This window comes from Serratia sp. Nf2 (genome assembly GCF_003028435.1).
GTDB classification, from domain to species: Bacteria; Pseudomonadota; Gammaproteobacteria; order Enterobacterales; family Enterobacteriaceae; genus Serratia; species Serratia marcescens_L.
Map to the genome: position 1 here is coordinate 1 of NZ_PYTW01000014.1, position 21,404 is coordinate 21,404.

The 21,404-nt window shown below is 59.6% G+C and carries 21 protein-coding genes and 2 tRNA genes; 14 read left to right on the plus strand and 9 right to left on the minus strand.

Annotation, left to right across the window (positions count from 1 at the left end):
* Positions 1–46 precede the first annotated feature (46 nt).
* Positions 47–123: transfer RNA gene (locus C9411_RS23890), tRNA-Asp, on the plus strand.
* Positions 124–336: 213 nt separating this feature from the next.
* A complete protein-coding gene (dkgB, locus tag C9411_RS23895; protein ID WP_107228055.1) occupies positions 337–1,140 on the plus strand; it encodes a 2,5-didehydrogluconate reductase DkgB in 804 nt (267 codons plus the stop codon).
* Positions 1,141–1,183: 43 nt separating this feature from the next.
* Here dkgB and yafC read toward each other — a convergent pair whose 3' ends face one another.
* A complete protein-coding gene (gene yafC / locus C9411_RS23900) occupies positions 1,184–2,071 on the minus strand; it encodes a DNA-binding transcriptional regulator YafC (protein ID WP_063990811.1) in 888 nt (295 codons plus the stop codon).
* A 331-nt stretch (positions 2,072–2,402) separates the two neighbouring features.
* Here yafC and C9411_RS23905 point away from each other — a divergent pair, with 331 nt between their 5' ends.
* A complete protein-coding gene (locus C9411_RS23905; RefSeq protein ID WP_028127832.1) occupies positions 2,403–3,197 on the plus strand; it encodes an endonuclease/exonuclease/phosphatase family protein in 795 nt (264 codons plus the stop codon).
* Between the two features lie 50 nt (positions 3,198–3,247).
* On the opposite strand, the gene mltD is transcribed toward C9411_RS23905, so the two are convergent.
* Positions 3,248–4,633 carry a murein transglycosylase D gene (gene mltD / locus C9411_RS23910; protein ID WP_107228082.1) on the minus strand — a complete coding sequence of 462 codons (1,386 nt, stop codon included), beginning with the start codon at positions 4,631–4,633 and terminating at the stop codon, positions 3,248–3,250.
* A 71-nt stretch (positions 4,634–4,704) separates the two neighbouring features.
* Positions 4,705–5,460, minus strand: a complete 756-nt coding sequence (gene gloB, locus C9411_RS23915) for a hydroxyacylglutathione hydrolase (RefSeq protein ID WP_074181258.1) — start codon at positions 5,458–5,460, stop codon at positions 4,705–4,707.
* Positions 5,461–5,504: 44 nt separating this feature from the next.
* Between gloB and C9411_RS23920 the strand changes: the two genes are divergently transcribed.
* Positions 5,505–6,224: a class I SAM-dependent methyltransferase gene (locus C9411_RS23920; RefSeq protein ID WP_063990813.1), complete on the plus strand. Its 720-nt coding sequence runs from the start codon at positions 5,505–5,507 to the stop codon at positions 6,222–6,224.
* Here C9411_RS23920 and rnhA read toward each other — a convergent pair.
* Entirely contained in the window at positions 6,221–6,688 is a 468-nt protein-coding gene (gene rnhA, locus C9411_RS23925; RefSeq protein ID WP_063990814.1) for a ribonuclease HI, read from the minus strand. The two genes, C9411_RS23920 and rnhA, sit on opposite strands and share 4 nt — an antisense overlap.
* Before the next feature lie 71 nt (positions 6,689–6,759).
* On the opposite strand from rnhA, the gene dnaQ reads away from it, so the two are divergent.
* Positions 6,760–7,503 (plus strand): DNA polymerase III subunit epsilon, encoded by a 744-nt coding sequence (dnaQ, locus tag C9411_RS23930; RefSeq protein WP_063990815.1) that lies wholly within the window; start codon positions 6,760–6,762, stop codon positions 7,501–7,503.
* A 150-nt stretch (positions 7,504–7,653) separates the two neighbouring features.
* Positions 7,654–7,730 (plus strand) — tRNA-Asp (locus C9411_RS23935).
* A 106-nt stretch (positions 7,731–7,836) separates the two neighbouring features.
* Here the strand turns inward: C9411_RS23935 and C9411_RS23940 are convergent.
* Positions 7,837–10,077 (minus strand): TonB-dependent siderophore receptor, encoded by a 2,241-nt coding sequence (locus C9411_RS23940; RefSeq protein WP_107228056.1) that lies wholly within the window; start codon positions 10,075–10,077, stop codon positions 7,837–7,839.
* 229 nt (positions 10,078–10,306) lie between these two features.
* Here C9411_RS23940 and C9411_RS23945 point away from each other — a divergent pair, with 229 nt between their 5' ends.
* The 4 genes from C9411_RS23945 (at position 10,307) to hpxK (ending at position 14,864) form a co-directional block, all read left to right on the plus strand.
* Complete coding sequence (locus tag C9411_RS23945) at positions 10,307–11,185, plus strand: siderophore-interacting protein (RefSeq protein ID WP_063990817.1); 879 nt, start codon at positions 10,307–10,309, stop codon at positions 11,183–11,185.
* Between the two features lie 136 nt (positions 11,186–11,321).
* A complete protein-coding gene (locus tag C9411_RS23950; RefSeq protein ID WP_107228057.1) occupies positions 11,322–12,161 on the plus strand; it encodes a MurR/RpiR family transcriptional regulator in 840 nt (279 codons plus the stop codon).
* A gap of 208 nt (positions 12,162–12,369) precedes the next feature.
* Entirely contained in the window at positions 12,370–13,614 is a 1,245-nt protein-coding gene (locus C9411_RS23955) for an alanine--glyoxylate aminotransferase family protein (protein WP_107228083.1), read from the plus strand.
* Positions 13,611–14,864: an allantoate amidohydrolase gene (gene hpxK, locus C9411_RS23960; protein WP_107228058.1), complete on the plus strand. Its 1,254-nt coding sequence runs from the start codon at positions 13,611–13,613 to the stop codon at positions 14,862–14,864. Before C9411_RS23955 ends, hpxK begins: the two co-directional genes overlap by 4 nt.
* Here hpxK and C9411_RS23965 read toward each other — a convergent pair.
* Entirely contained in the window at positions 14,856–15,629 is a 774-nt protein-coding gene (locus C9411_RS23965; protein ID WP_107228059.1) for an amidohydrolase, read from the minus strand. The two genes, hpxK and C9411_RS23965, sit on opposite strands and share 9 nt — an antisense overlap.
* Complete coding sequence (locus C9411_RS23970) at positions 15,617–16,777, minus strand: pyridoxal phosphate-dependent aminotransferase (protein ID WP_107228060.1); 1,161 nt, start codon at positions 16,775–16,777, stop codon at positions 15,617–15,619. Before C9411_RS23970 ends, C9411_RS23965 begins: the two co-directional genes overlap by 13 nt.
* A gap of 164 nt (positions 16,778–16,941) precedes the next feature.
* Between C9411_RS23970 and C9411_RS23975 the strand changes: the two genes are divergently transcribed.
* From C9411_RS23975 to C9411_RS23985, 3 genes are read left to right on the plus strand one after another with little or no spacing between them, the layout of a single operon-like run.
* Positions 16,942–17,556, plus strand: coding sequence for a methylthioribulose 1-phosphate dehydratase (locus tag C9411_RS23975; RefSeq protein WP_063990822.1), 615 nt, complete (start codon positions 16,942–16,944; stop codon positions 17,554–17,556).
* Entirely contained in the window at positions 17,553–18,242 is a 690-nt protein-coding gene (mtnC, locus tag C9411_RS23980; protein WP_107228061.1) for an acireductone synthase, read from the plus strand. Before C9411_RS23975 ends, mtnC begins: the two co-directional genes overlap by 4 nt.
* Positions 18,239–18,781 (plus strand): acireductone dioxygenase, encoded by a 543-nt coding sequence (locus C9411_RS23985; protein WP_107228062.1) that lies wholly within the window; start codon positions 18,239–18,241, stop codon positions 18,779–18,781. Before mtnC ends, C9411_RS23985 begins: the two co-directional genes overlap by 4 nt.
* 17 nt (positions 18,782–18,798) lie before the next feature.
* On the opposite strand, the gene mtnA is transcribed toward C9411_RS23985, so the two are convergent.
* Positions 18,799–19,827 carry an S-methyl-5-thioribose-1-phosphate isomerase gene (gene mtnA / locus C9411_RS23990; RefSeq protein WP_107228063.1) on the minus strand — a complete coding sequence of 343 codons (1,029 nt, stop codon included), beginning with the start codon at positions 19,825–19,827 and terminating at the stop codon, positions 18,799–18,801.
* Between the two features lie 145 nt (positions 19,828–19,972).
* Between mtnA and mtnK the strand changes: the two genes are divergently transcribed.
* Positions 19,973–21,172, plus strand: a complete 1,200-nt coding sequence (mtnK, locus tag C9411_RS23995) for an S-methyl-5-thioribose kinase (protein ID WP_063990826.1) — start codon at positions 19,973–19,975, stop codon at positions 21,170–21,172.
* 73 nt (positions 21,173–21,245) lie between these two features.
* On the opposite strand, the gene C9411_RS24000 is transcribed toward mtnK, so the two are convergent.
* Positions 21,246–21,398, minus strand: coding sequence for a Hok/Gef family protein (locus C9411_RS24000; RefSeq protein ID WP_063990827.1), 153 nt, complete (start codon positions 21,396–21,398; stop codon positions 21,246–21,248).
* Positions 21,399–21,404 lie beyond the last annotated feature (6 nt).

Sequence of the window (21,404 nt, forward strand, 5' to 3'; positions counted from 1 at the left end):
AGCGCGAATTTGCCGGCATCGAGAGATGCGACGTAAAAGAATCGGTGGAGCGGTAGTTCAGTTGGTTAGAATACCTGCCTGTCACGCAGGGGGTCGCGGGTTCGAGCCCCGTCCGTTCCGCCACTTAATTGATAAGCCCTGAGTCAGAGACTCAGGGCTTTTTCATATGCAAAATTCACGAAATATCGTCGAATTTGCCACCGCTCCTGCCGCTTTTTCTCAATATTGTTGCCTGCTGGTCAAAAGTATTATGCCGAACCTGGCGTTTTTGCTCACTAAAAATATTGCCATACTCTCTTGCATCGCTATTTATCCACTAATGAGAGAGTAAACATTGTGAGCATTCCTGCATTTGGTTTAGGTACTTTCCGCCTTCAGGATCAGGTCGTTATCGACTCGGTAAGCACGGCGCTGGAACTGGGCTATCGGGCTATCGATACCGCACAGATCTATGAAAACGAAGCGGCCGTCGGCCAGGCTATCGCCGCCAGCGGTGTGCCGCGTGACGAGTTGTTCATCACGACCAAAATTTGGATCGCGAATCTGGCAAAGGGTGCATTAATTCCCAGCCTGCGAGACAGCCTGGTCAAGCTGCAGACCTCATATGTCGATCTGACGCTGATTCACTGGCCATCGCCAAATGATGAGGTGCCTGTCGCGGAGTTTATGGCTGAACTGCTGGAAGCCAAGCGCTTGGGGCTGACCCGTCAGATAGGGGTATCCAATTTCACGGTCGATCTGATGCAGCAGGCGATTGACTCGGTCGGCGCCGATCAGATTGCGACTAATCAGATAGAACTGTCACCGTTCTTGCAGAATGAAAAAGTGGTGGCGTTCGCACGGCAGCATGGTATTGCCATCACCTCTTATATGACGCTGGCGTATGGCAAAGCGTTGCAGGATGAGACGATCAAAAGCATTGCCGCACGTCACAATGCGACGCCGGCACAGGTGGTTCTGGCCTGGGCGTTGAAGCTGGGCTATGCGGTGATCCCTTCCTCGACCAAGCGTGAAAACCTGGAAAGCAACCTGTTGGCACAGCAGCTGATGCTGAGTGACGACGATATGGCGCAGATTGCGGCGCTTGAAAGCAACGGCCGATTGGTCAGCCCGGAAGGTCTGGCACCCAACTGGGATTAATCTCTGGACATCACGACGCCAGGCGCCCAAGAGGGCGCCTTTTTTATCGCTTTAGCCGATCGCTGATAAAATCGATAAAACTGCGCAGGCGGTTACTGACGGCGCTATCGCTGTAGTACACCGCGTTGATCGGCATTTCGAGTGGCAACGTGTCTTCCAGTAGAAGGGGGACCAGGTCTCCGCGTTTGACGTCTTCATCACTCATAAAGTCCGACAGGCAGGCGATGCCGTTGCCGTGCAGGCACAGGTGGCGCTGGGTTTCGCCGCTGTTGGTAGTCAGACCTGGAACGATCTCCAGTTGTCGACCATCGGCACAGGTCAGCGGCCAGCGGTTCAGGTTGGGCAGATCGTTGAAGCCGATGCAGCAATGGTGCTCCAGATCGGCTACCGTCTTTGGTGCGCCATACTGCGCCAGGTAGGCGGGGGAGGCCAGGATGCGCCGATAGCTGGCCATCAGCTTGCGCGCTTTCAGCGTAGAGTCCGTCAGCTCGCCGACGCGTATTGCGATATCCACTTTTCGTTCGATCAAATTGATGAAGTTTTCCGAAGAGACCAGCGATAGCGACATTTCCGGATAGCGTTCACGAAACTCGGCGACCAGCGGCGTCAACAGATGCAAGACGACTGGCGTTGCGGCATCGACGCGCAGCAGCCCCTGCGGGCGTTGACGGCTTTCCATCAACGCATTTTCCGCTGCGGCCATATCGCTCAACACTTTCTGCACCTGCCGAAAGTAGTTTTCGCCTTCTTGGGTCAGGCTGATTTGGCGTGTCGTGCGGTTGAGCAGGGTTACCCCCAGCTTGCTCTCCAGCTTTTTTACCGTCCGACTGACCACGGAGTTGGCCTGCTGCAGGCGCTCCGCCGCCCGGCTGAAACTGCCGCTTTCCACTACGGTAACGAAGGTGATAAGCTCGTCCGAATTCGCTTTCATTTTTGCTCCACAGGCAAGCTCTATTCTAAATTTTTAGCGATTTAGTCATTTAAGCACGTCGGAGCATCCTCGTCACCCACATGAACGTGATTGCGCATATTCCTGTTTCCCCGTTTGCATTTTGCTGGCCCTTTCGCATTTTTCACCTCTGCTGCACCACCTTTACACAGCTATACCCTCAGAAGATTGAAATCGCCGCAGACGGCCCCTATAACTGAAAAGGTTATGCCTGTAAAAGCCATGCCCTCTGTGCGGGGCAGGCGTATAATCAATTCACCGTTGGCGAAGTCTTCATCGCCAGTTTCATGCTAATGGGTAATAGGCGAATCGCGTGCCGAAACGAACTTATGCAATGAGGTATGTTGCAGGACAGCCAGTTGAGCGAATCTTTCCTGGCGCCGTTAACCAGCCGTTGCCGCCAGGGGCGGCGCTGCCGACGACCGGCGCCTTGCGCGTTATGGTGTGGAATATTTTCAAACAGCAGCGAGCCGACTGGCTTTCGGTGCTGAAAAATCATGGCAAAGATGCGCAGCTGGTGCTGTTGCAAGAGGCGCAAACCACGCCGGAGCTGGTGAGCTACGCGACCGCCAACTATTTGGCGGCCGATCAGGTGCCGGCCTTTGTGCTGCCGCAGCACCCTTCCGGCGTGATGACGCTGGCGGCCGCTCATCCGGTTTACTGCTGCCCGCTGCGCGAGCGAGAGCCGCTGCTGCGGCTGTCCAAGTCGGCCCTGATCACCGTTTATCCGCTGTACAACGGCGAGTTGTTGATGGTGGTGAACATCCATGCGGTGAACTTTAGCCTGGGAGTCGACGTCTACAGCAAACAGCTGGGGCCGATCGGCGAGCAGATCGCCAGCCACCGGGGGCCGGTGATCATGGCCGGGGACTTTAACGCCTGGAGCCGCAAACGTATCAATGCCTTGTATGACTTCGCCGGCGAGATGGCGCTGCGCGAAGTGAGTTTCGCCGACGATCACCGCCGTAAGGCCTTTGGCCGTCCGTTGGACTTCGTGTTTTACCGTAATCTTGGGGTTGTAGAGGCGTCGGTACTGGTGACCAGCGCGTCGGATCACAACCCGCTGTTGGTGGAGTTCCACCCGGAAAAAGACTCCCCCGTCTGGTGAATCACAGGTAATAAAAAAGCACCCCGAGGGGTGCTTTTTTGTGCCGAAACTTAGGTGTCCGGCGTAAGCTTGTTGCCGACAAACAGGGTCAACTTCAGACCGGGTTGAAGGCTGTTGCCTTTACCGAGCGTTGAATTCCAACGCATCACGTCGTTAATATCGACGCCGTGACGACGTGCGATACTGGCAAGCGAATCCCCTTTACGAACCTGATAGGTGATACTGCTATTACTGCCAGTATTGCTGGCCACTTGCAGGGTTTGCCCAACTTTTATGGCGCTCTTGGCGCGTAAGTTGTTCCAACTCTGCAAATCGCTGGTCTTAACGTTCAGCCGCTTGGCAATGCCCGATAAGGTGTCGCCGGAGCGCACTTTATACGAGCTGCCACCGGTCAAACCGCTGTTCTTCGCCAACTGCGTCGTTGGCTGAGTCACGGCGATCTGGCCATCGGCCAGCGAGTCTTTCAGTTGCTCGGCATGTCCTTTGGGAACCATGATGTAATGGGGCCCGTTGGGTGCCGTAACGCCTTTTTTGTAGCCTGGGTTATACGCTTTCATCTTGGTGACTGAAAGCCCCGCCATCTCAGCCGCCTGAGTCAGCTGGATCTGCTGCCCGACATCGATACGCGCCAGTGCACGGGTTTCATCCGTTTTCGGGAGTTTCACGCCGTACTTCTTGCTGTTCTTGATGATGTCGCTCAGCGCCAGCATTTTCGGGACATAGATTGACGTTTCACGCGGAAGCGACAGTGCCCAGAAATTGGTTGGCTTACCCTGGCGTTTGTTTGCCTTCACCGCTTGCATCACGCGGCCTTCACCACTGTTATAGGCGGCTACGGTCAGTAACCAGTCGCCGTTAAACATGCGGTTCAAGCGTTGCATCATGTTCAGCGCAGCGGTTGTCGAGGCGACGACATCGCGTCGACCGTCATACCACTGATTGTTTTTCAAACCATAATTGCGACCCGTTTGCGGCACGATTTGCCATAGCCCTGCGGCGTTGGCACTTGACGTGGCGTGTGGGTCAAAAGCGCTCTCCACTATGGGTAGCAGTACCAGTTCCATCGGCATATTACGTTTCTTAATCTGCCCGACTATCCAGTACATGTACGGCTCTGCCCGTAATGTTACATCGTGGAGATAGCTCTTACTTTTTAAGTACTTTCTTTTCTGATCACGGATCCGGGAATTTTCCGGAACCTCCATCTTCAGCTCGTCGCTAATGAAGTTCCACAGGTCCTGTTGCGCGGCGGGACTGTTGTTATCCAACCACCGCGCCGAGCTCGCTCGGCCATTTGCTGTGTACTCTCCTGCTTCACCATCTTGACCAGCCGAAGACAAACTCTGTGCATGCTGTTCTGGCGCCGGTGCGTCCTGCCTGGACGACTGGCAACCCACTAGCAAGACTGAGGCGAGAAATATCGCTTTAGCCTTCATGTGTGTGTCAATGTAGTTGCTTAAAAGACGAGCAATAATACTTTGCTTCGCCAAATAACACAACTAAAAGCTTAGAAGTTATCTTTCCGCAGGCGTAATTCAGAAAAAACTGAATGAAGGCTTTCTGGTGGTGAATTAAAGCCTAATTTCTTTTGTAAATCAGTATCATGGCAACGTAAAAACAGGTTAATTTTGCGCTCTAATTGCAATGTGGTCGGCACACTGGCTTGGCCTTTTGCCCTTAACGCTTCAACATGTTGTTGATATGTTTCAATCTCTCGATCTTCCGGCAAAATAGCCCGCGCAAACTTAAGATTTGAAAGAGTATATTCATGCGCGCAGCAAATTAAGGTGTTATCGGGAAGTTGCGCGAGTTGTTGAAATGAGTCGTACATTTGTTTGGCGGTGCCTTCAAACAGTCTGCCGCAGCCGGCGGAAAAAATTGTGTCGCCGCAGAACAGATAAGGGGCACTATAGAATGCCACATGGCCCAATGTATGGCCGGGGACGGCGAAAGTCCTGAACTGGCGCCCATCGATGTTAAAGGTGTCGCCGTCGCGGACGATGTGATTGGCGCCTTTGTCAGCGGTTTCTTGCGGCCCATAGACAGCCATGCCGGGATACTGGGCCACGATCTGCGCCACGCCGCCGACGTGATCGTGATGATGGTGGGTCAGCAGGATCGCCGCCGGCACCAGCTGCAGGCGCTGCAGCGCTTCGAGCACCGGCTGCGCCTCACCCGGATCGACGATAATGCAGCGCCCCTGTCGGTCATCCAATAACCAAATGTAATTGTCCTGGAAGGCGGGAATGCTGATAAGATTCATGGTGTACCTCTCGTTGGCAACGGCTTGAAAGAAGATAATAAATCATGAAACCAGCCCATACTCTACAAAAGCTCACCGGCCCGCAGTCCTGGGCCGAGCTGCCGTGGGGGGAGTATTATCGTGAAGCGCTCGAGCGGCAGTTGCAACCCTGGTGGCCAAAGCTGTTCGGTTTCCATCTGCTGAAGATGGGCATGCTCAGCGCCGAGCTGGCCACGGACAAGTGCGCGATTTCCCATCAGGTCAACGTAGGGCTGGAGGGAGAAGGGCTGCAGGTGATCGCCGATGCTTATCAACTGCCGTTTGCCGCCAAGTCGGTGGATGCCTGCCTGTTGGCGCATACGCTGTCCTATGCAGACGATCCGCACCGCATGCTGCGTGAAGTCGACAGGGTGTTGATCGACGACGGCTGGGTGGTTATCAGTAGCTTCAATCCGTTCAGCCTGCTGGGATTGGGTAAGCTGGTGCCCGGATTGCGTCGCCGTCAGCCCTATGTCAGCCGCATGTTTACCCAGATGCGGTTGCTGGATTGGCTTAGCCTGCTGAATTATGAGGTGCTGCACCAGGCGCGTTTTCACGTGCTGCCGTGGCATCGCCAGGGCGGCAAGTTTTTATGCACCCATTTGCCGGCGCTGGGCTGCATGAGCGTGATTGTGGCGCGTAAACGCACTTTGCCGCTGACGCCCACGCCGATGAAACTGGGGGCGAGAAAACCGTCTCTCAGCCGCGCGGTGGGCGCGACCAAGAGCTATCGCAAACTGCCTTAGGCTTCCGGTTGGTAACCGACGTCTTCCTGTGTCGGCTTACCGGCCGCTTCGCGCGCCAATACGTCACAACGTTCGTTTTCCGGGTGGCCGGCGTGGCCCTTGACCCATTCCCATCTCACCTCGTGGCGCTGAATGGCCTGATCCAACCGCTGCCACAGATCGACATTCTTGACCGGCTTTTTGTCGGCGGTTTTCCAGCCGCGCTTCTTCCAGTTATGGATCCAACTGGTGATGCCCTGACGCACATACTGGCTGTCGGTACTGAGCGTCACGGCGCAGGGCACGGTCAGCGCTTCCAGCGCCACGATCGCCGCCATCATTTCCATGCGGTTATTGGTGGTCAGACGAAAACCCTCGCTGAAGGTTTTTTCCGTCTGCTTATAGCGTAATATCGCACCGTAGCCACCGGGGCCGGGGTTGCCAAGGCAGGAGCCGTCGGTGAAAATTTCTACCTGTTTGAGCATCTCTGGTAGACTCTTCCTATCAGTTTTTAAAAGCCAAGTCTGACATAAACGAGCGCTGCGAGCACTGCAATATGATCTCTACAACCACCAGACAGATTGTCCTCGATACCGAAACCACCGGTATGAACAAGCTTGGGGTGCACTACGAAGGGCACCGCATCATCGAAATCGGTGCGGTGGAGGTGATTAACCGCCGCCTGACCGGGCGCAATTTCCACGTTTACATCAAGCCGGATCGGCTGGTGGATCCGGAAGCCTACGGCGTACACGGCATCAGCGACGATTTCCTGGTCGACAAGCCGACCTTCGATCAGGTTGCCGAGGAATTCCTCGACTTCATCCGCGGCGGCGAGCTGGTGATCCATAACGCGGCGTTCGATATCGGCTTTATGGATCACGAATTCCGCATGTTGCAGCAGGGCATCCCGAAGACCGAGACCTTCTGCACCATCACCGACAGCCTGCTGATGGCGCGTCGCCTGTTCCCGGGCAAGCGCAACAACCTCGATGCCTTGTGCAGCCGTTATGAGATAGACAACAGCAAGCGTACGCTACACGGCGCATTGCTCGATGCCGAGATCCTGGCGGAAGTTTATCTGGCGATGACCGGCGGTCAGACCTCGATAGCGTTCCAGATGGAGGGTGATACCCAGCAAAACGACGCCGCGCAAGAAATTCAGCGCATCGTCCGCCCGGCGACGGCGATGAAAGTGGTCTACGCCAGCGACGAAGAAGTGAAGGCGCACGAGGCGCGTCTGGATCTGGTGGCGAAAAAGGGCGGCAGTTGCCTGTGGCGCGGTGCGCCGGCGGAGTAGGAGTAACGGCATTTTTGCACGAAAAAAACGCACAGGGTGAAGCTTCGTTGAAAAACTGTGCAAACGGTTCATTTGGTGAGAAAAAGGCGTTGACGGAACCGAGAGGCGTCCGTAATATGCGCCTCGTTCCCCCGCAAGAGGGAATGGCGCGGAGCGGTAGTTCAGTTGGTTAGAATACCTGCCTGTCACGCAGGGGGTCGCGGGTTCGAGCCCCGTCCGTTCCGCCACTATTCAGAAGCCCTGAGTTAGCGATAACTCGGGGCTTTGTCGTTTCTGCTCTCTGAAAAACGGTGCGGCCCAATAAAAGGGACCGGCGGACCGGCCCCTTATTCCTCAGAACAACACCGAGTAGTTCAAACCGAAGGTGCGCCCGCGGCCTTTATAGCTGTACAGCTCAGGCGAGCCGTAGGTCGGGCTGTACAGGATCGGCGCGCGTTGGCCCCAAACGGTGGTGTACTGCTTGTCCAGCAGGTTTTCCACGCTGAAGCTGATTTTCCCCACCGGCAGGCTATAGCTGCCGAGAAAATCGAGGGTGTTGTAGCCATCGATCTTGCGGCCCTGAGTGGAGTTGGCCTTGGTGTAATCGCCGTCGTCCGACACGTCGAAGGTTTGCTGCGACTGTAAGCGCAGATTCCAGTCGCCCGGCGCCCAGCCGACATAAGCGGTGACTTTCGATGGGCTGGCGGTATCCACCACCAACTTCTTCCATTCGCCGTTGACCTTGGTTTCGGAACGGATAACGTTGAAGTTGGTGCCGGCGCTCCAGTCGCTGTCTTCAAAGAAATAATCCACCGCGCCTTCCACCCCGTAGATGCGGCGCTTGTCCGCATTGACGTTGATGGTCATGTCGGTTTTGTTGATGGCGATGCTCTTGTCGGACAGCGAGTAGTAGGCGGCGATTTGCGTGCGGAGGTTATCGCCGGTATAGCGCCAGCCCAACTCGTAGGCATTGACCTTGATGCCTTCCAGCTTGGAATCGCCGACGTTGACGCTCTTCAGCAACTGGTAATGGCCGCCGTTCAACGCGTAGGTGCCGTTGCCGTAATATTTGCCCGGATCCGGGATCTCGAAGCCCTGAGAGAAGTTGAACCAGGTTTGCTGGCGATCGGTCAGGTGCGCCAACAGGCCGGCATTAAACAGCGCGTTGTTGTAGTCGGTTTTCCCTCCCGGTATCGCGTCGGCAGAAGTCGCGGCGCCGGTGGCGATCGCCTGCTGTTGGTTATAGCCGACGAAGTCGTCAATCTTGTTTTCGGTGTATTGGTAACGCACGCCGCCGCTCAGGGTGAAGATCGGGTTGATATCGTAGCTGGCCTGCAGGAACGACGCCAGGTTGCTGGTGGTATAGCTCGGATAGCGGCCGGTGCTGTAAGCGTTCTCCAGCGTCATGCCGCCGGACTGTTGGGCCTTCGCCAGGTTGAAAAACTGTTGGTTGGCGTTGAAGCTCTCATGCTCGGCGTCGATGCCGTAAGTCAGCGTCAGCGCATCGACAGGCTTGCTGTTTAACGTCAGCTTGCCGCCGTAGAAATCGGTTTTTTGCTGCGAAGCGCCAATGCTGCTGACGTAATAGTCCGGCGCTTTGCCCGCCAGCGTCGGGAATGGGTAGAAGGTCAAGGTTTCGTCGCGGTAGTAGACCTGCGCCACCAAATCCTGGCCAAGGAAATCGGTGTTGGAATACTGCAGGTTGATCAGATGGCGTTCGGTGCCGGGGATGCGGTCGGAATTTAAGTTGCCGCTGTTGTATGCCTTGGCGCCGCCCGTCACCGCCGCGAAGTTTTCCCCCAGGAACAGGCCGTGGTCGCCGTCGGATTGGCTTTTGTAGTATTGGGTGGTCAGCTGCAGCTGTTGATGATCGTCGATGTTGAGGGTGCCGGTGCCCATCACGTCAAGGCGATCGGAATACTGCAGGCCGGTTTGGGTATTGTCGATCAGTACCTCATTGCCTTTGCCGTCGTACCAGCCGCCATAGCGCTGGTAAGAAACGGACAGGCGCCCCGAGGCGTTGTCGTTGCCGCCGCTGACCGCCGCCGCCACGTTCTCGTCGTGATCGTTATGGCCGCCAAAGCCGGTTTTACCGCCGATCTGCAACTCGACCTGCTGTTCCCGTTGCCCCTTTTTGGTGACGATGTTGATCAGGCCGCCGGTGCTGCCACCGCCGTACAGCGAAGTCGCGCCGGAAATCACCTCAATATGATCGATATTGAACGGATCGATCGAATCCAACTGGCGGCTGTCGCTGCGCGATGAATTCAGGCGTACGCCGTCGATCATCACCATCATCGAACGGCCGCGCATATTCATACCATAGTTGGTGCGGCCCTGGCCGCTGACGTCCATGCCGGGGATCAGCTGCGCCAACATGTCTTTGATCTCTTTACCGCCCTGAACCTGCTGTTCAATCTCCTGGCTTTCGATGACCCAAATGGTCTGCGCCATTTCCGCCACGCTGCGGTGCGAACGGCTGGCGGAGACCACCAACTGCTCTTCGTTGCCGGCTTTCTGATCTTCTGCCCAAGCCGCCGGCGCAAGCATTGCCAGCAGACAAGGGTTCAATACCCAAAGGTGTTTGCGTTTCATCGTTATTTCCCAGGTGATATTGTTATTACTCTATTTTTGAGAATGATTCTTTTATCAATAACGTTTCTTGTTATCAATAAAATCATGATATGATTTTTTGCGATACATTAACGTAATTAATTAGTTTTATTAACATTTTACCCGCTGCACGATCGAGCACCCCACGCCGTCAACACGGCAGCCGATCGGCCATACGCACAAGCGACAGCGTTGCCGGAGAATCGAGAACATGTCCGCCAGCTACAGAATTTTTGATATCACCTTGAAAAGTAAAACGCTGATTTCACCTTCGCTGGTGCGCTGCGTGTTTGAAGGTGCGGATATTCATCGGATGAAGCTTGAAGCGCCAGATCAGCGCATCAAACTGTTGTTCCCGGCGGCGGACGGCAAGATCCCGCAGTTGGTCAACAGCCCGGACTGGTACGGCGATTACATGGCGATCCCCAAAGAACAGCGTCCGGTGATGCGCACCTATACGCTGCGTGCGTTGCGCCGTGAGCAGAATCAGATGGACGTCGAATTCGTGCTGCATGGCGTGAACGGTCCGGCTTCCGCCTGGGCGACCCACGCCGAGCCGGGTGATGCCATTCAGACGGTCGCGCCCAACGGCGAGTTCGGCGGCGACAGCGGCGGCTACGAATGGGCGCCGCCGGCGCAGTTGCAGCAGGCGCTGTTGATCGCCGATGAGACGGCGGTGCCGGCGGCGATGGGTATTCTGGAGCAGCTGGCGCAGCAGGCCAATCCGCCGCGGGTGCAGGCATTCTTCGAGGTGCCGGTGGCGGGGGATTGCCTGGATTTGGCCCGTTTCCCGTTCGCTGAGGTTTACTGGCTACCGCGCGACGTAGGGCACCAACTGGCACACGGCACGCTGCTGGTGGAGGCGGTGCGCCAGCGGGTCGACATTCCCGCGTCGGCGTGCGCGCAGGCGCAGTCCCTGGCGGAAAGCAGCCTGAGCGATGAGGTGTTGTGGGAGCGGGCGGCCGGCGGTAACGCTTTTTATGCTTGGGTGGCGGCCGAGTCTTCCACGGTGAAAACGCTGCGGCGTTATCTGATCGGCGAACGCGATTTGGATCGCGCTACCGTCAACTTCATGGCCTATTGGTGCTGAACGCGCGGCCCTTTTCCGGCATTGACGCGGGAGAAGGGCATGCCGCTGCCATTTCCCACCCACGAATAATCGCTTGCCAGCGGGTAGTTCGACCGTGTTATGTTCCGCTGAAACGAAGGTTACAGCGAGAACGATAATGCAACGGTTCGACGAACGCCTGCGCCGCGACTACCCACAGCTGACGCCGCAGGAGCAGCGGGTGGCCGACTTCATCTTCGATCACTATGACGATTTGATCGGTTACAACAGCGCCGAGCTGGCGCGCCTGAGCGGCGTTTCCAAAGCCACGGTCAGCCGCTTGTTCAAACGGCTGGGCTACCCCAACTACCGCGCCATGCGCGATGAGCTGCGCACCCTGCGCCAGAGCGGCATGCCGCTGACCGACAGCCGCGATGCGGTGCAGGGCGATACGCTGTTGGCGCGGCACTGTAAGCAGGAAATGGCCAACCTCACCCGCTGGGTAAAGCAGATCGATGCGGTACAGTTCAGCGCGGCGATCGCCGCACTGACGCAGGCGCGAGGCGTACTGCTGCTGGGGCTGCGCAACAGCTATCCGGTGGCGATGCACCTGCGCCAGCAGCTGATGCAGGTGCGTGAACAGGTTCTGCTGGCGCCGCAGCCGGGGCAGACGCTGGCGGAAGATCTGGCGGGGCTGACGCCGCAGGACATGGCGGTGGTGGTGGCGTTCCGTCGCCGGCCGCGTCAGATAAAGGCGGTGCTGACGCTGTTGCAAAGTCGCGGAGTACCGACGCTGCTGATCTGCGAGCCGCAGGCGCAGGCGCTGTTTCCGTTGGCCAACTGGCACTTGACCGTGCCGCTCGACAGCGTGTCGGCGTTCGACAGCTATGCCGCTGCCATGAGCCTGGCCAGCCTGCTCAGCAATGCGTTGCTGCATGAGCGGCTGGCTCAGGGGCGGCAGCGTATTCATCACGTCGCCGAACTGTTCCTGGCGCTGGACGAACTGGAGCTGCGTTAAGCGCGGCAGGTCATTTCCCTTCCTTCACCTACCGCCGTTTAAGGCGGATCGGTCACCTCATTTTGTTACTTTGGTTTCATTTATTGGTTATAAGAATCTTTTGTTTCAACTGAATTCCTATCGGGAGTAGGCTATTGGGCAGCAAACAAACGTCATGTCGACGCTGAAGGCATAACTCAATAACTTACTAAGCTGACAGGGAATGAACATGTTGGATATCTCGCAATTCGATCAGATTAACCCGCCGGCGCGCCTGCTGATGGGGCCGGGGCCGATCAACGCCGATCCGCGCGTACTGCGCGCCATGTCGAGCCAGCTGATCGGCCAGTACGATCCGGCGATGACCGGCTATATGAATCAGGTCATGGCGCTGTACCGCGCGCTGTTCCGCACCGAAAACCGCTGGACGATGTTGGTGGACGGCACCTCGCGCGCCGGCATCGAAGCGGTGCTGGTTTCCGCTATTCGGCCGGGCGATAAGGTGTTGGTGCCGGTCTTCGGCCGTTTCGGGCATCTGCTGTGCGAGATTGCCCGCCGCTGCCGTGCCGAGGTACACACGATCGAGGTACCGTGGGGCGAGGTGTTCAGCGCCGATCGCATCGAAGACGCGATTAAGCGAGTGCGTCCGCGCCTGCTGCTGACGGTGCAGGGCGACACCTCCACCACCATGCTGCAGCCGCTGCATGAGCTGGGCGATATCTGCCGCCGCCACGGCGTGCTGTTCTATACCGACGCAACGGCTTCCTTCGGCGGCAACCCGTTGGAGACCGATGCCTGGGGGCTGGATGCGGTCTCCGCCGGGCTGCAGAAGTGCCTGGGCGGCCCCTCCGGCAGTTCGCCGGTCACTCTCAGCCCGCAGTTTGAAGAGATTGTGCGCCGCCGTAAATGCGTGGAGGAGGGGATCCGTACCGCCGAGCATGCCGACGGCGACGACGAGATGATCTACTCCAACTATTTCGACCTCGGCATGATCATGGATTATTGGGGGCCGGAGCGTCTCAATCACCATACCGAAGCCACCAGCATGCTGTTCGCGGCGCGAGAATGCGCGCGAGTGATCCTCGAAGAAGGGCTGGATCACGCCATCGCTCGCCACCGGCTGCACGGCGCGGCAATGCTGGCGGGCATCCGGGGCATGGGGCTGGCGGTGTTCGGCGATCTCGAGCACCGCATGAACAACGTGCTCGGCGTGATGATCCCGCCGCAGGTGCACGGCGAACAGGTGCGGCAGATGATGCTGAACGACTTCGCCATCGAAATCGGCACCTCGTTCGGCCCGCTGCAGGGCAAGATCTGGCGCATCGGCACCATGGGCTACAACGCGCGCAAGGATTGCGTGCTGCAAACCCTGGCGGCGCTGGAGGCGGTGTTGAATCGTCTCGGCTTCGCCAGCAAGCAGGGCGAGGCGTTGCAGGCCGCCTGGAACGTTTATGACGCAGGCAAGCGTGGATGACGCCGGTGGAGGCGCAGCAGGCTGCCGCACGGGTGATGGCGCGCTGTGACGAGCTGGCGGCGATCAGCGCAGAGCCCGATCGGCTGACGCGTCTTTATCTCTCTGCTGAACATCGGCGCGCCAATCGTCTGGTCGGAGAGTGGATGCGCGAGAGCGGGATGCAGGTTTGGCAGGACAGCGTCGGTAATATCTGCGGCCGTTATGAAGGGCTCACGCCCGCTGCCCCCGCGCTGCTGCTCGGTTCGCATCTGGACACGGTGCGCAACGCCGGGCGCTATGACGGCATGCTCGGCGTGCTCACGGCGCTGGAAACGGTGGCGCACTATCACCGCCAGGGGCGTCGATTGCCGCTGGCGCTGGAGGTGATAGGCTTTGCCGACGAAGAGGGCGCGCGCTTTGGCGTCACGCTGCTCGGCAGCCGCGGCCTGACCGGCCAGTGGCCCGCAGAGTGGCTGGCGTGCACCGACGCCGACGGCATCAGCGTGGCACAGGCCATGCGCGACTTTGGGCTGGATCCGGCGGCGATTGCGCAGGCGCGTCGCGCGCCAAACGAAATTCGCGCCTATCTCGAATTGCATATCGAACAGGGCCCGTGTCTGGAGGCAGCCGATTTGGCGCTGGGCGTGGTGACGGCGATCAATGGCGCGCGCCGGCTTACCTGCACTTTCAACGGTGAGGCGGGCCACGCCGGCACGGTGCCGATGGGGCAGCGCAAAGACGCGTTGGCGGCCGCGGCGGAATGGATGATGGCGGTCGAAACGCTGACCCGCGCCGCCGATCCGCATTTGGTGGCCACCGTGGGGTGTATTGAATGCCTGCCGGGCGCGGTCAATGTGATCCCCGGTGAAGTGCGATTGACGCTCGACGTCCGTGGCCCGCAGGATGCGCAACTGGCGGCGCTATTGTCGGCGTTGCTGGCGCAGGCGCAGGCGATCTGCGTACGCCGCGGAGTACGCTTCGCCAGTGAAGAGTTTTACCGCATTGACGCCACCGCCTGCGACGCGGAGCTGCAGCACCGTTGGCAGGCGGCCGTCGAGCAGGTACAGGGGCGCGGCCTGGCGCTGCCGAGCGGCGCCGGTCACGATGCCATCGCCGTGGCGGCGCACTGGCCGGTCGGCATCCTGTTCGTGCGTTGCGCCGGCGGCGTCAGTCATCATCCTGACGAAGCGGTGCGGCCGGCGGACGTGGCGCTGGCGATCCGGGCCTATTGCCTGATGATCGCCGGCTGGGAGAAGGGGGAATCAGTCTAAACGCAGAAAGCTGTCGGCATCGCGCCAGGCCGGGAAGGCGCTGCGGTAACTCTGCAGGGTTTCCAGCGACAGCTCGGCGTCCAACCGCGTGGCCGCGCCGGGCTCCGCATCCGCCAGGATCTCGCCCTGAGGGCTGATGATCAAGCTGTCTCCGCTGTAGTTCAGGCCGTTGGGATCTTCGCCCACCCGGTTGCAGCCCGCCACATACACCTGATTTTCAATCGCCCGCGCCGCCAGCAGCGTTTGCCAATGGCTGCTGCGCGGCGCCGGCCAGTTGGCGACGTACAGCGCCAGATCGTAATCCTGCTGATAGCGCGCCCAAACCGGGAAACGCAGGTCGTAGCAGATCTGCGGCAGGATGCGCCAGCCGCGCCACTCGAAGATTTCACGCCGGTTGCCGGCCTGGTAGTGCAGGTGTTCGCCGGCCATGCGGAACAGGTGGCGTTTGTCATAGGCGTGCACCTGGCCGCCCGGCTCCACCAACAGGAAGCGGTTGACCGCGCCCTCGTCGGTTTTCAGCGCCACGCTGCCGCCGATTAACGCGTGGCTTTTCACCGCCCAACCGTGCAGCCATTCGATCACCTGCTGTTCGGGCAGCGCGCTCTCGCCGGCATCCATGGCGAAACCGGTGGTGAACATCTCCGGCAAGACGATGAGATCTCGGCCAATGATCGGCGCCAGCAACGCATCGAAAGCCGCCAGGTTGGCGGGGCCGTCGCGCCAGACCAGCGGTTGCTGCAACAGGGTAATTTTTAAAGTCGACATAACCGCTCCGCAGCTGCATCCAGCGTGGCGTCCTGTTTAGCGAAGCACAGCCGGATCAATTTATGAGGGAAAGGATCGGCACAGAAGACCGACAGCGGAATGGCCGCCACGCCCACGTGCTCGGTTAACCAATGGCAGAATGCCACATCGTCCAGATCGGAGATGGCGCTGTAGTCTGCCAGCAAGAAGTATGTACCCGCGCAGGGTAAAATTTCCAGTCGGCTGCTCGCCAGCGCTTGCACAAAGCGGTCGCGTTTGGCGCGATAGAACGCCGGAAGCTGTCGCCAGTGCTCCGGCTCGGCGCGCAGGCTATCCGCCAGCGCCAGCTGCGCCGGGGTATTGACCGAAAAGGTCAGGTATTGATGCACTTTGCGCACCTCGGCACTCAGCGCGGCGGGCGCCACGCAGTAACCCACTTTCCAGCCGGTCATGTGGAAGGTTTTACCGAAGGAGGACACCGCGATCGCGCGCTGGCGCAGCTGCGGGTGGGCCAGCACGCTGGCGTGCCCGCCTTTGGCGAAGCAGATGTGTTCGTAAACCTCGTCGCTGAGCACGTAGATTTCGCGTTCGGCGATAGCGTGCCACAGCTGCTGCATGTCTTCCGCCTGCCAGGCGGTAGCGGACGGGTTGTGCGGCGTGTTGACGATCACCAGGCGGGTGCGCGGTGACAGCGCGGCGGCGAACTTTGGCCAATCCACGGCAAACGCGGGCGGCTGCAGGGCGATGCGTTTGAGTATGCCGCCGGCCAGCGTCACCGCCGGTGCATAGCTGTCGTAGCTGGGATCGAAACAGATCACCTCGTCGCCGGGGCGCACCAGCGCGCTGATGGCGGCAAACAGCGCTTCGGTGGCGCCGGCGGTGACGGTCACTTCGGCGGCGGCGTCCGGCTGCCAGCCATACAGCTCGGCGGTTTTGTCGGCGATGGCTTCGCGCAGCGGCGCCACGCCGGTCATCGGCGCATATTGGTTGGCGCCCTGGGCGACGTGCCAGGCCAGACGTTCTTTCAGGTAGTCTGGGCCGTCGAAATCGGGGAAGCCCTGAGACAGGTTGATCGCCTGGTGCTGCTGCGCCAGCGCGCTCATCTGGGTAAAGATGGTGGTGCCCAGTGAGGGCAGTTTGCTTTCGGGAACCAATGCGGAAGTGCTCATAGCAGGTGAATACTCCAGGCGCTTATATTGCCGTCAATATAACACGATGCTAGTATTTGGCAATCAAGACGCTTAGATGGCTAAATTCGAAAAAGTGCTTAGCCCGCCACGCGGCAGGCAAAGCTTCTTCTGCCGGCCGCCTTACCGAACGGGAAACGATAATAATGACGGATAATCCGCAACTTACCGCATTGCTGGCGGCCTGCCACTGGATTGGCGACAAAGGCTGGTGCCCGGCGACCGGCGGCAACATGTCGCTGCGCCTGGACGAACGTCAGTGCCTGGTCACCGAGTCCGGCAAAGACAAGGGTAGCCTGAGCGCCGCCGATTTTCTGCAGGTGGATATCGCCGACAATCATGTGCCGAGCGGCCGCACGCCATCGGCGGAGACTGGGCTGCATACGCTGCTCTACCGCCTGTCTGCGCACATCGGCGCGGTGCTGCATACCCATTCGGTCAACGCTACCGTCTTGTCGCGGGTGGAACGCGGCGATGCGCTGGTGTTGCAGGGGTACGAAATGCAGAAGTCGCTGGCCGGCCAGCGCAGCCACCTGGACAGCGTGGCGATCCCCATTTTCGACAACGATCAGGACATTCCCCAGCTGGCTGCGCGCGTGGCGGCCTATGCCGAGGCCACGCCGTTGCAATACGGCTTTCTGGTGCGCGGCCACGGTCTGTATTGCTGGGGGAGTCAGGTGGCGGAAGCTCGCCGTCATCTCGAAGGGCTGGAATTCTTGTTCCAGTGTGAACTGCAACGCCGCTTACTGGAGGCGAAATGATCCGCGCTATCGTGACCGATATTGAAGGTACCACCAGCGATATTCGCTTCGTGCATCAGGTACTGTTTCCTTACGCCCGCGAACGGCTGGCAGATTTTGTGCGCCGCCATGCCGCTGAGAGCGAAGTCGCCGCACCGCTGGCGGCGCTGCGCGCTGAAATTGACCAGCCGCAGGCTGATCTCGACACGCTGATCGCCGCCCTGTACCGCTTTATGGATGAAGATCGCAAATCCACCGCGCTCAAGGCGTTGCAGGGCATTATCTGGCGCAGCGGTTACCGCGAAGGGGACTTCCGTGGGCATCTGTATCCGGAAGTCGCGGGACAGTTGGCCGCCTGGCAGCGGCAGGGAGTGAAGCTTTACGTCTATTCCTCCGGTTCGGTGGAGGCGCAGAAGCTGCTGTTCGGCCACAGCGACGCGGGCGATCTGCAGCCGCTGTTCAGCGGCTATTTCGATACGCACGTCGGCGCCAAGCGTGAAACCGCGTCGTATCGCAACATCGCGCAGGCTATCGGCCTCGCGCCCGACGAGCTGCTGTTTTTGTCCGACATCCACCAGGAGCTGGATGCGGCGCAGACCGCCGGCTGGCATACCTGCCAGCTGATCCGCGATGACGCGGACGACCAGAGCCAGCATCCGCAGGTTAACCGTTTTGATCGTATCGATTTAGGGGAGTTCGTCTCATGAGTGGATTGACCATTTTCAGCGATACAGCGCCGCAGCAGCCGCTGTGGCAGAGCCGCGATGCGCAGGAGATCCAGCGGCAGTTGGCGCAAATCGGCGTGCGCTTTGAGCGCTGGCAGGCAGATCGCGAGCTGGGCGACAATCCGCAGCCGGAGGCGGTGATCGCCGCCTATCAGCATGAGATAGACCGGCTGGTGGCGGAAAAGGGCTACCAGAGCTGGGACGTGATCAGCATGCGGCCGGACCACGAACAGCGCCAGGCGCTGCGCGAAAAATTCCTGTCCGAACATACGCACGGCGAAGATGAAGTGCGCTTTTTCGTCGAAGGCGCAGGGCTGTTTTGCCTGCATCTGGACAGCAAGATCTTCCAGATCCTGTGCGAAAAGAACGATCTGATCTCGGTGCCGGCCAACACCCGGCACTGGTTCGATATGGGCTCGGCCCCGCATTTCACCGCGATCCGGGTGTTCGACAACCCGGAAGGCTGGGTGGCGCATTTCACCGGCGACAAGATCGCCGATGATTACCCGCGTCTGGACTGATCGCCAATCGGCGGGCGTTAACCCAACGCCCGCCGGAAGATCCCCGCTTCAACCTGCTGCGGTGTAATCACGCCGCTGTCGAATACCCATCCGCTGATGAGCTTCGCCGGCGTGACGTCGAACGCCGGATTGTAGACCGGCGCATCGGCAGGCGCCCACTGGCAGGCGCCGAAGCTGCCTGAAACGCCGGTGACTTCGGCCGCCGCGCGCTGCTCGATCGGGATGGCGGCGCCGTCCGGGCAGTGTGGATCGTGGGTGGTATGCGGGGCGGCCACGTAGAAGGGGATGCCGTGATAGTGCGCCAGCACCGCCAGGCTGTAAGTGCCGATTTTGTTGGCGACGTCGCCGTTGGCGGCGATGCGATCCGCGCCGACCCACACTGCATCGACCTGGCCCTGCGCCATCAGGCTGGCGGCCATCGAATCGCAGATCAGGCGATAGGGAATGCCCAGCTCGCCAAGTTCCCAGGCGGTCAGGCGGCCGCCCTGCAGCAGCGGCCGGGTTTCATCGACCCACACCTGTTGCACCTTGCCCTGCCGGTGGGCGCGCCGCAGCACCCCGAGGGCGGTGCCGACGCCGGCGGTGGCCAATCCGCCGGTATTGCAGTGGGTCAGCAGGCGGCTGCCGGGTTTGACCAGCCCAGCGCCGTGATCGGCGATGCGATCGCACAGCAGGCGATCTTCTTCCACCAACCGCAGCGCTTCGTTCGCCATCGCCGGTGCCCAATCGGGCTCGGCCAGCGCCAGCTTCATGCGATCCAGATTATTCATCAGGTTGACCGCCGTCGGGCGGGCGGCGCGCAGCGTGTGCAGCGCCTGTTCCAGCTCGGCACGCGATAGACCGCGTTCCGCGAGCAGCGCCAGCAGCAGGCTGGCGGACAGCCCGATCAGCGGCGCGCCGCGCACCCGCAGGCTGTGAATATGCCCGACCAACTCTTCCACGCTGTCGCAGGCGCGCCACCGCTTTTCCTGCGGCAGGGCTTGCTGATCGAGGATCCAAAGGCGGTTGTCCTGCAGGGTCAAACTGGTGGTGTTAAGCGCTTGCATCGGCGGTTAATTCCTTGTTGCGTGGTTATTGCATCTGAAACGCTATTCTGCCAACATGACTTCCAGATGTATAGACGTCCAAATGCTTTTACGTCTAAATAAACAGAATCGCTGGGTCAGTGAGAGAGAACAGAGGGGTTGGGGAATGTCGCTTTATCGTACGTTTACGGCTGCCGACGCCGTTGAATACGCCCGCCAGTACGGGCAGGTGGCCGAACCGCAGGCGCTGGTCAGCGCCGACGAGATCGGTGACGGCAACCTGAACCTGGTGTTCAAGATCCGCGATCGCGAAGGCGTGAGCCGGGTGATCGTCAAACAGGCGCTGCCCTACGTGCGCTGCGTGGGCGAATCCTGGCCGCTGACGCTGGATCGGGCGCGCATCGAAGCGGAAACGTTGCTGGTCCACGGCGGCTTCTGCCCACGCCATACGGTAAAAGTCTTGCATCACGATCCCGAATTGGCGGTGATGGTGCAGGAAGATCTTTCCGACCATCGCATCTGGCGCAGTGAGCTGGTGCAGGGCAACTATCACCCGCTGGCGGCCGGACAGCTCGCGGAATACCTGGCGCAAACGCTGTTCCACACCTCCGATTTTTATCAGTCGGCACAGCAGAAGAAGGCGGAAGTCAGCCGTTTCACCAACCCCGAGCTGTGCCAGATCACCGAAGATCTGTTCTTTACCGATCCCTATGTCGATCATGAGCGCAATCAGTTCGAGGCGGCGCTGTTGCCGCAGGTGCAGGCGCTGCGTGAGGATGCGCCGCTGAAGCTGGCGGTTGCCGGCCTGAAACATCGCTTCCTCAGCAAGGCGGAAGCGCTGTTGCACGGCGATATTCACAGCGGTTCGATCTTCGTGGCGGAAGGGCGGTTGAAAGCGATCGACGCTGAATTCGGTTTCTACGGCCCGATCGGTTTCGATATCGGTACTGCGTTAGGCAACTTGCTGCTCAACTATTGCGGCCTGCCGGGGCTGTTCGGGCCGCGCGACGCCGCCGCTGGGCGCGAGCAGCGCCTGCAGGATGTGCGCGAGCTGTGGCTGATCTTCGCCGATCGCTTCCTGGCGCTGTGCCATCAGCAAAGCCGGGATGCGGCGTTGGCGACGCCGGGTTACGCTGAGCAGTTCCTGCAGCAGGTCTGGACTGACGCAGTAGGGTATTGCGGCACCGAACTGATTCGGCGCACCATCGGCCTGGCGCACGTCGCCGATCTGGACAGCATCGCCGACGCCGATATGCGCCTAGACTGCCAGCGTCATGCGCTGGGACTGGGGCGCACGCTGATCGTCAATGCGCCACAGATCGAGCATATCGACGCGCTGTTGGCGCGCATTCGTCAGCAAGGTTGAAAAGGCGGGTGCTCGTGGATCCTGCCTGACACCATCAGCCAACGGGCGGGGCGAACCCCGCCGTTGGGTTGCCTTACCGTTCGGATTCGTAAGCCAAAGTGGCCGCAACCTCCGAGTCTCCCAGCCTGATGCGCAGTTCGCACAGCGAACCGCGGGTTAGCCAGATGAACGGGATCAGCGTCATACAGACGATCACCAGTTTAAGTACGACCCGTTTTTGCTGCATCTTTGA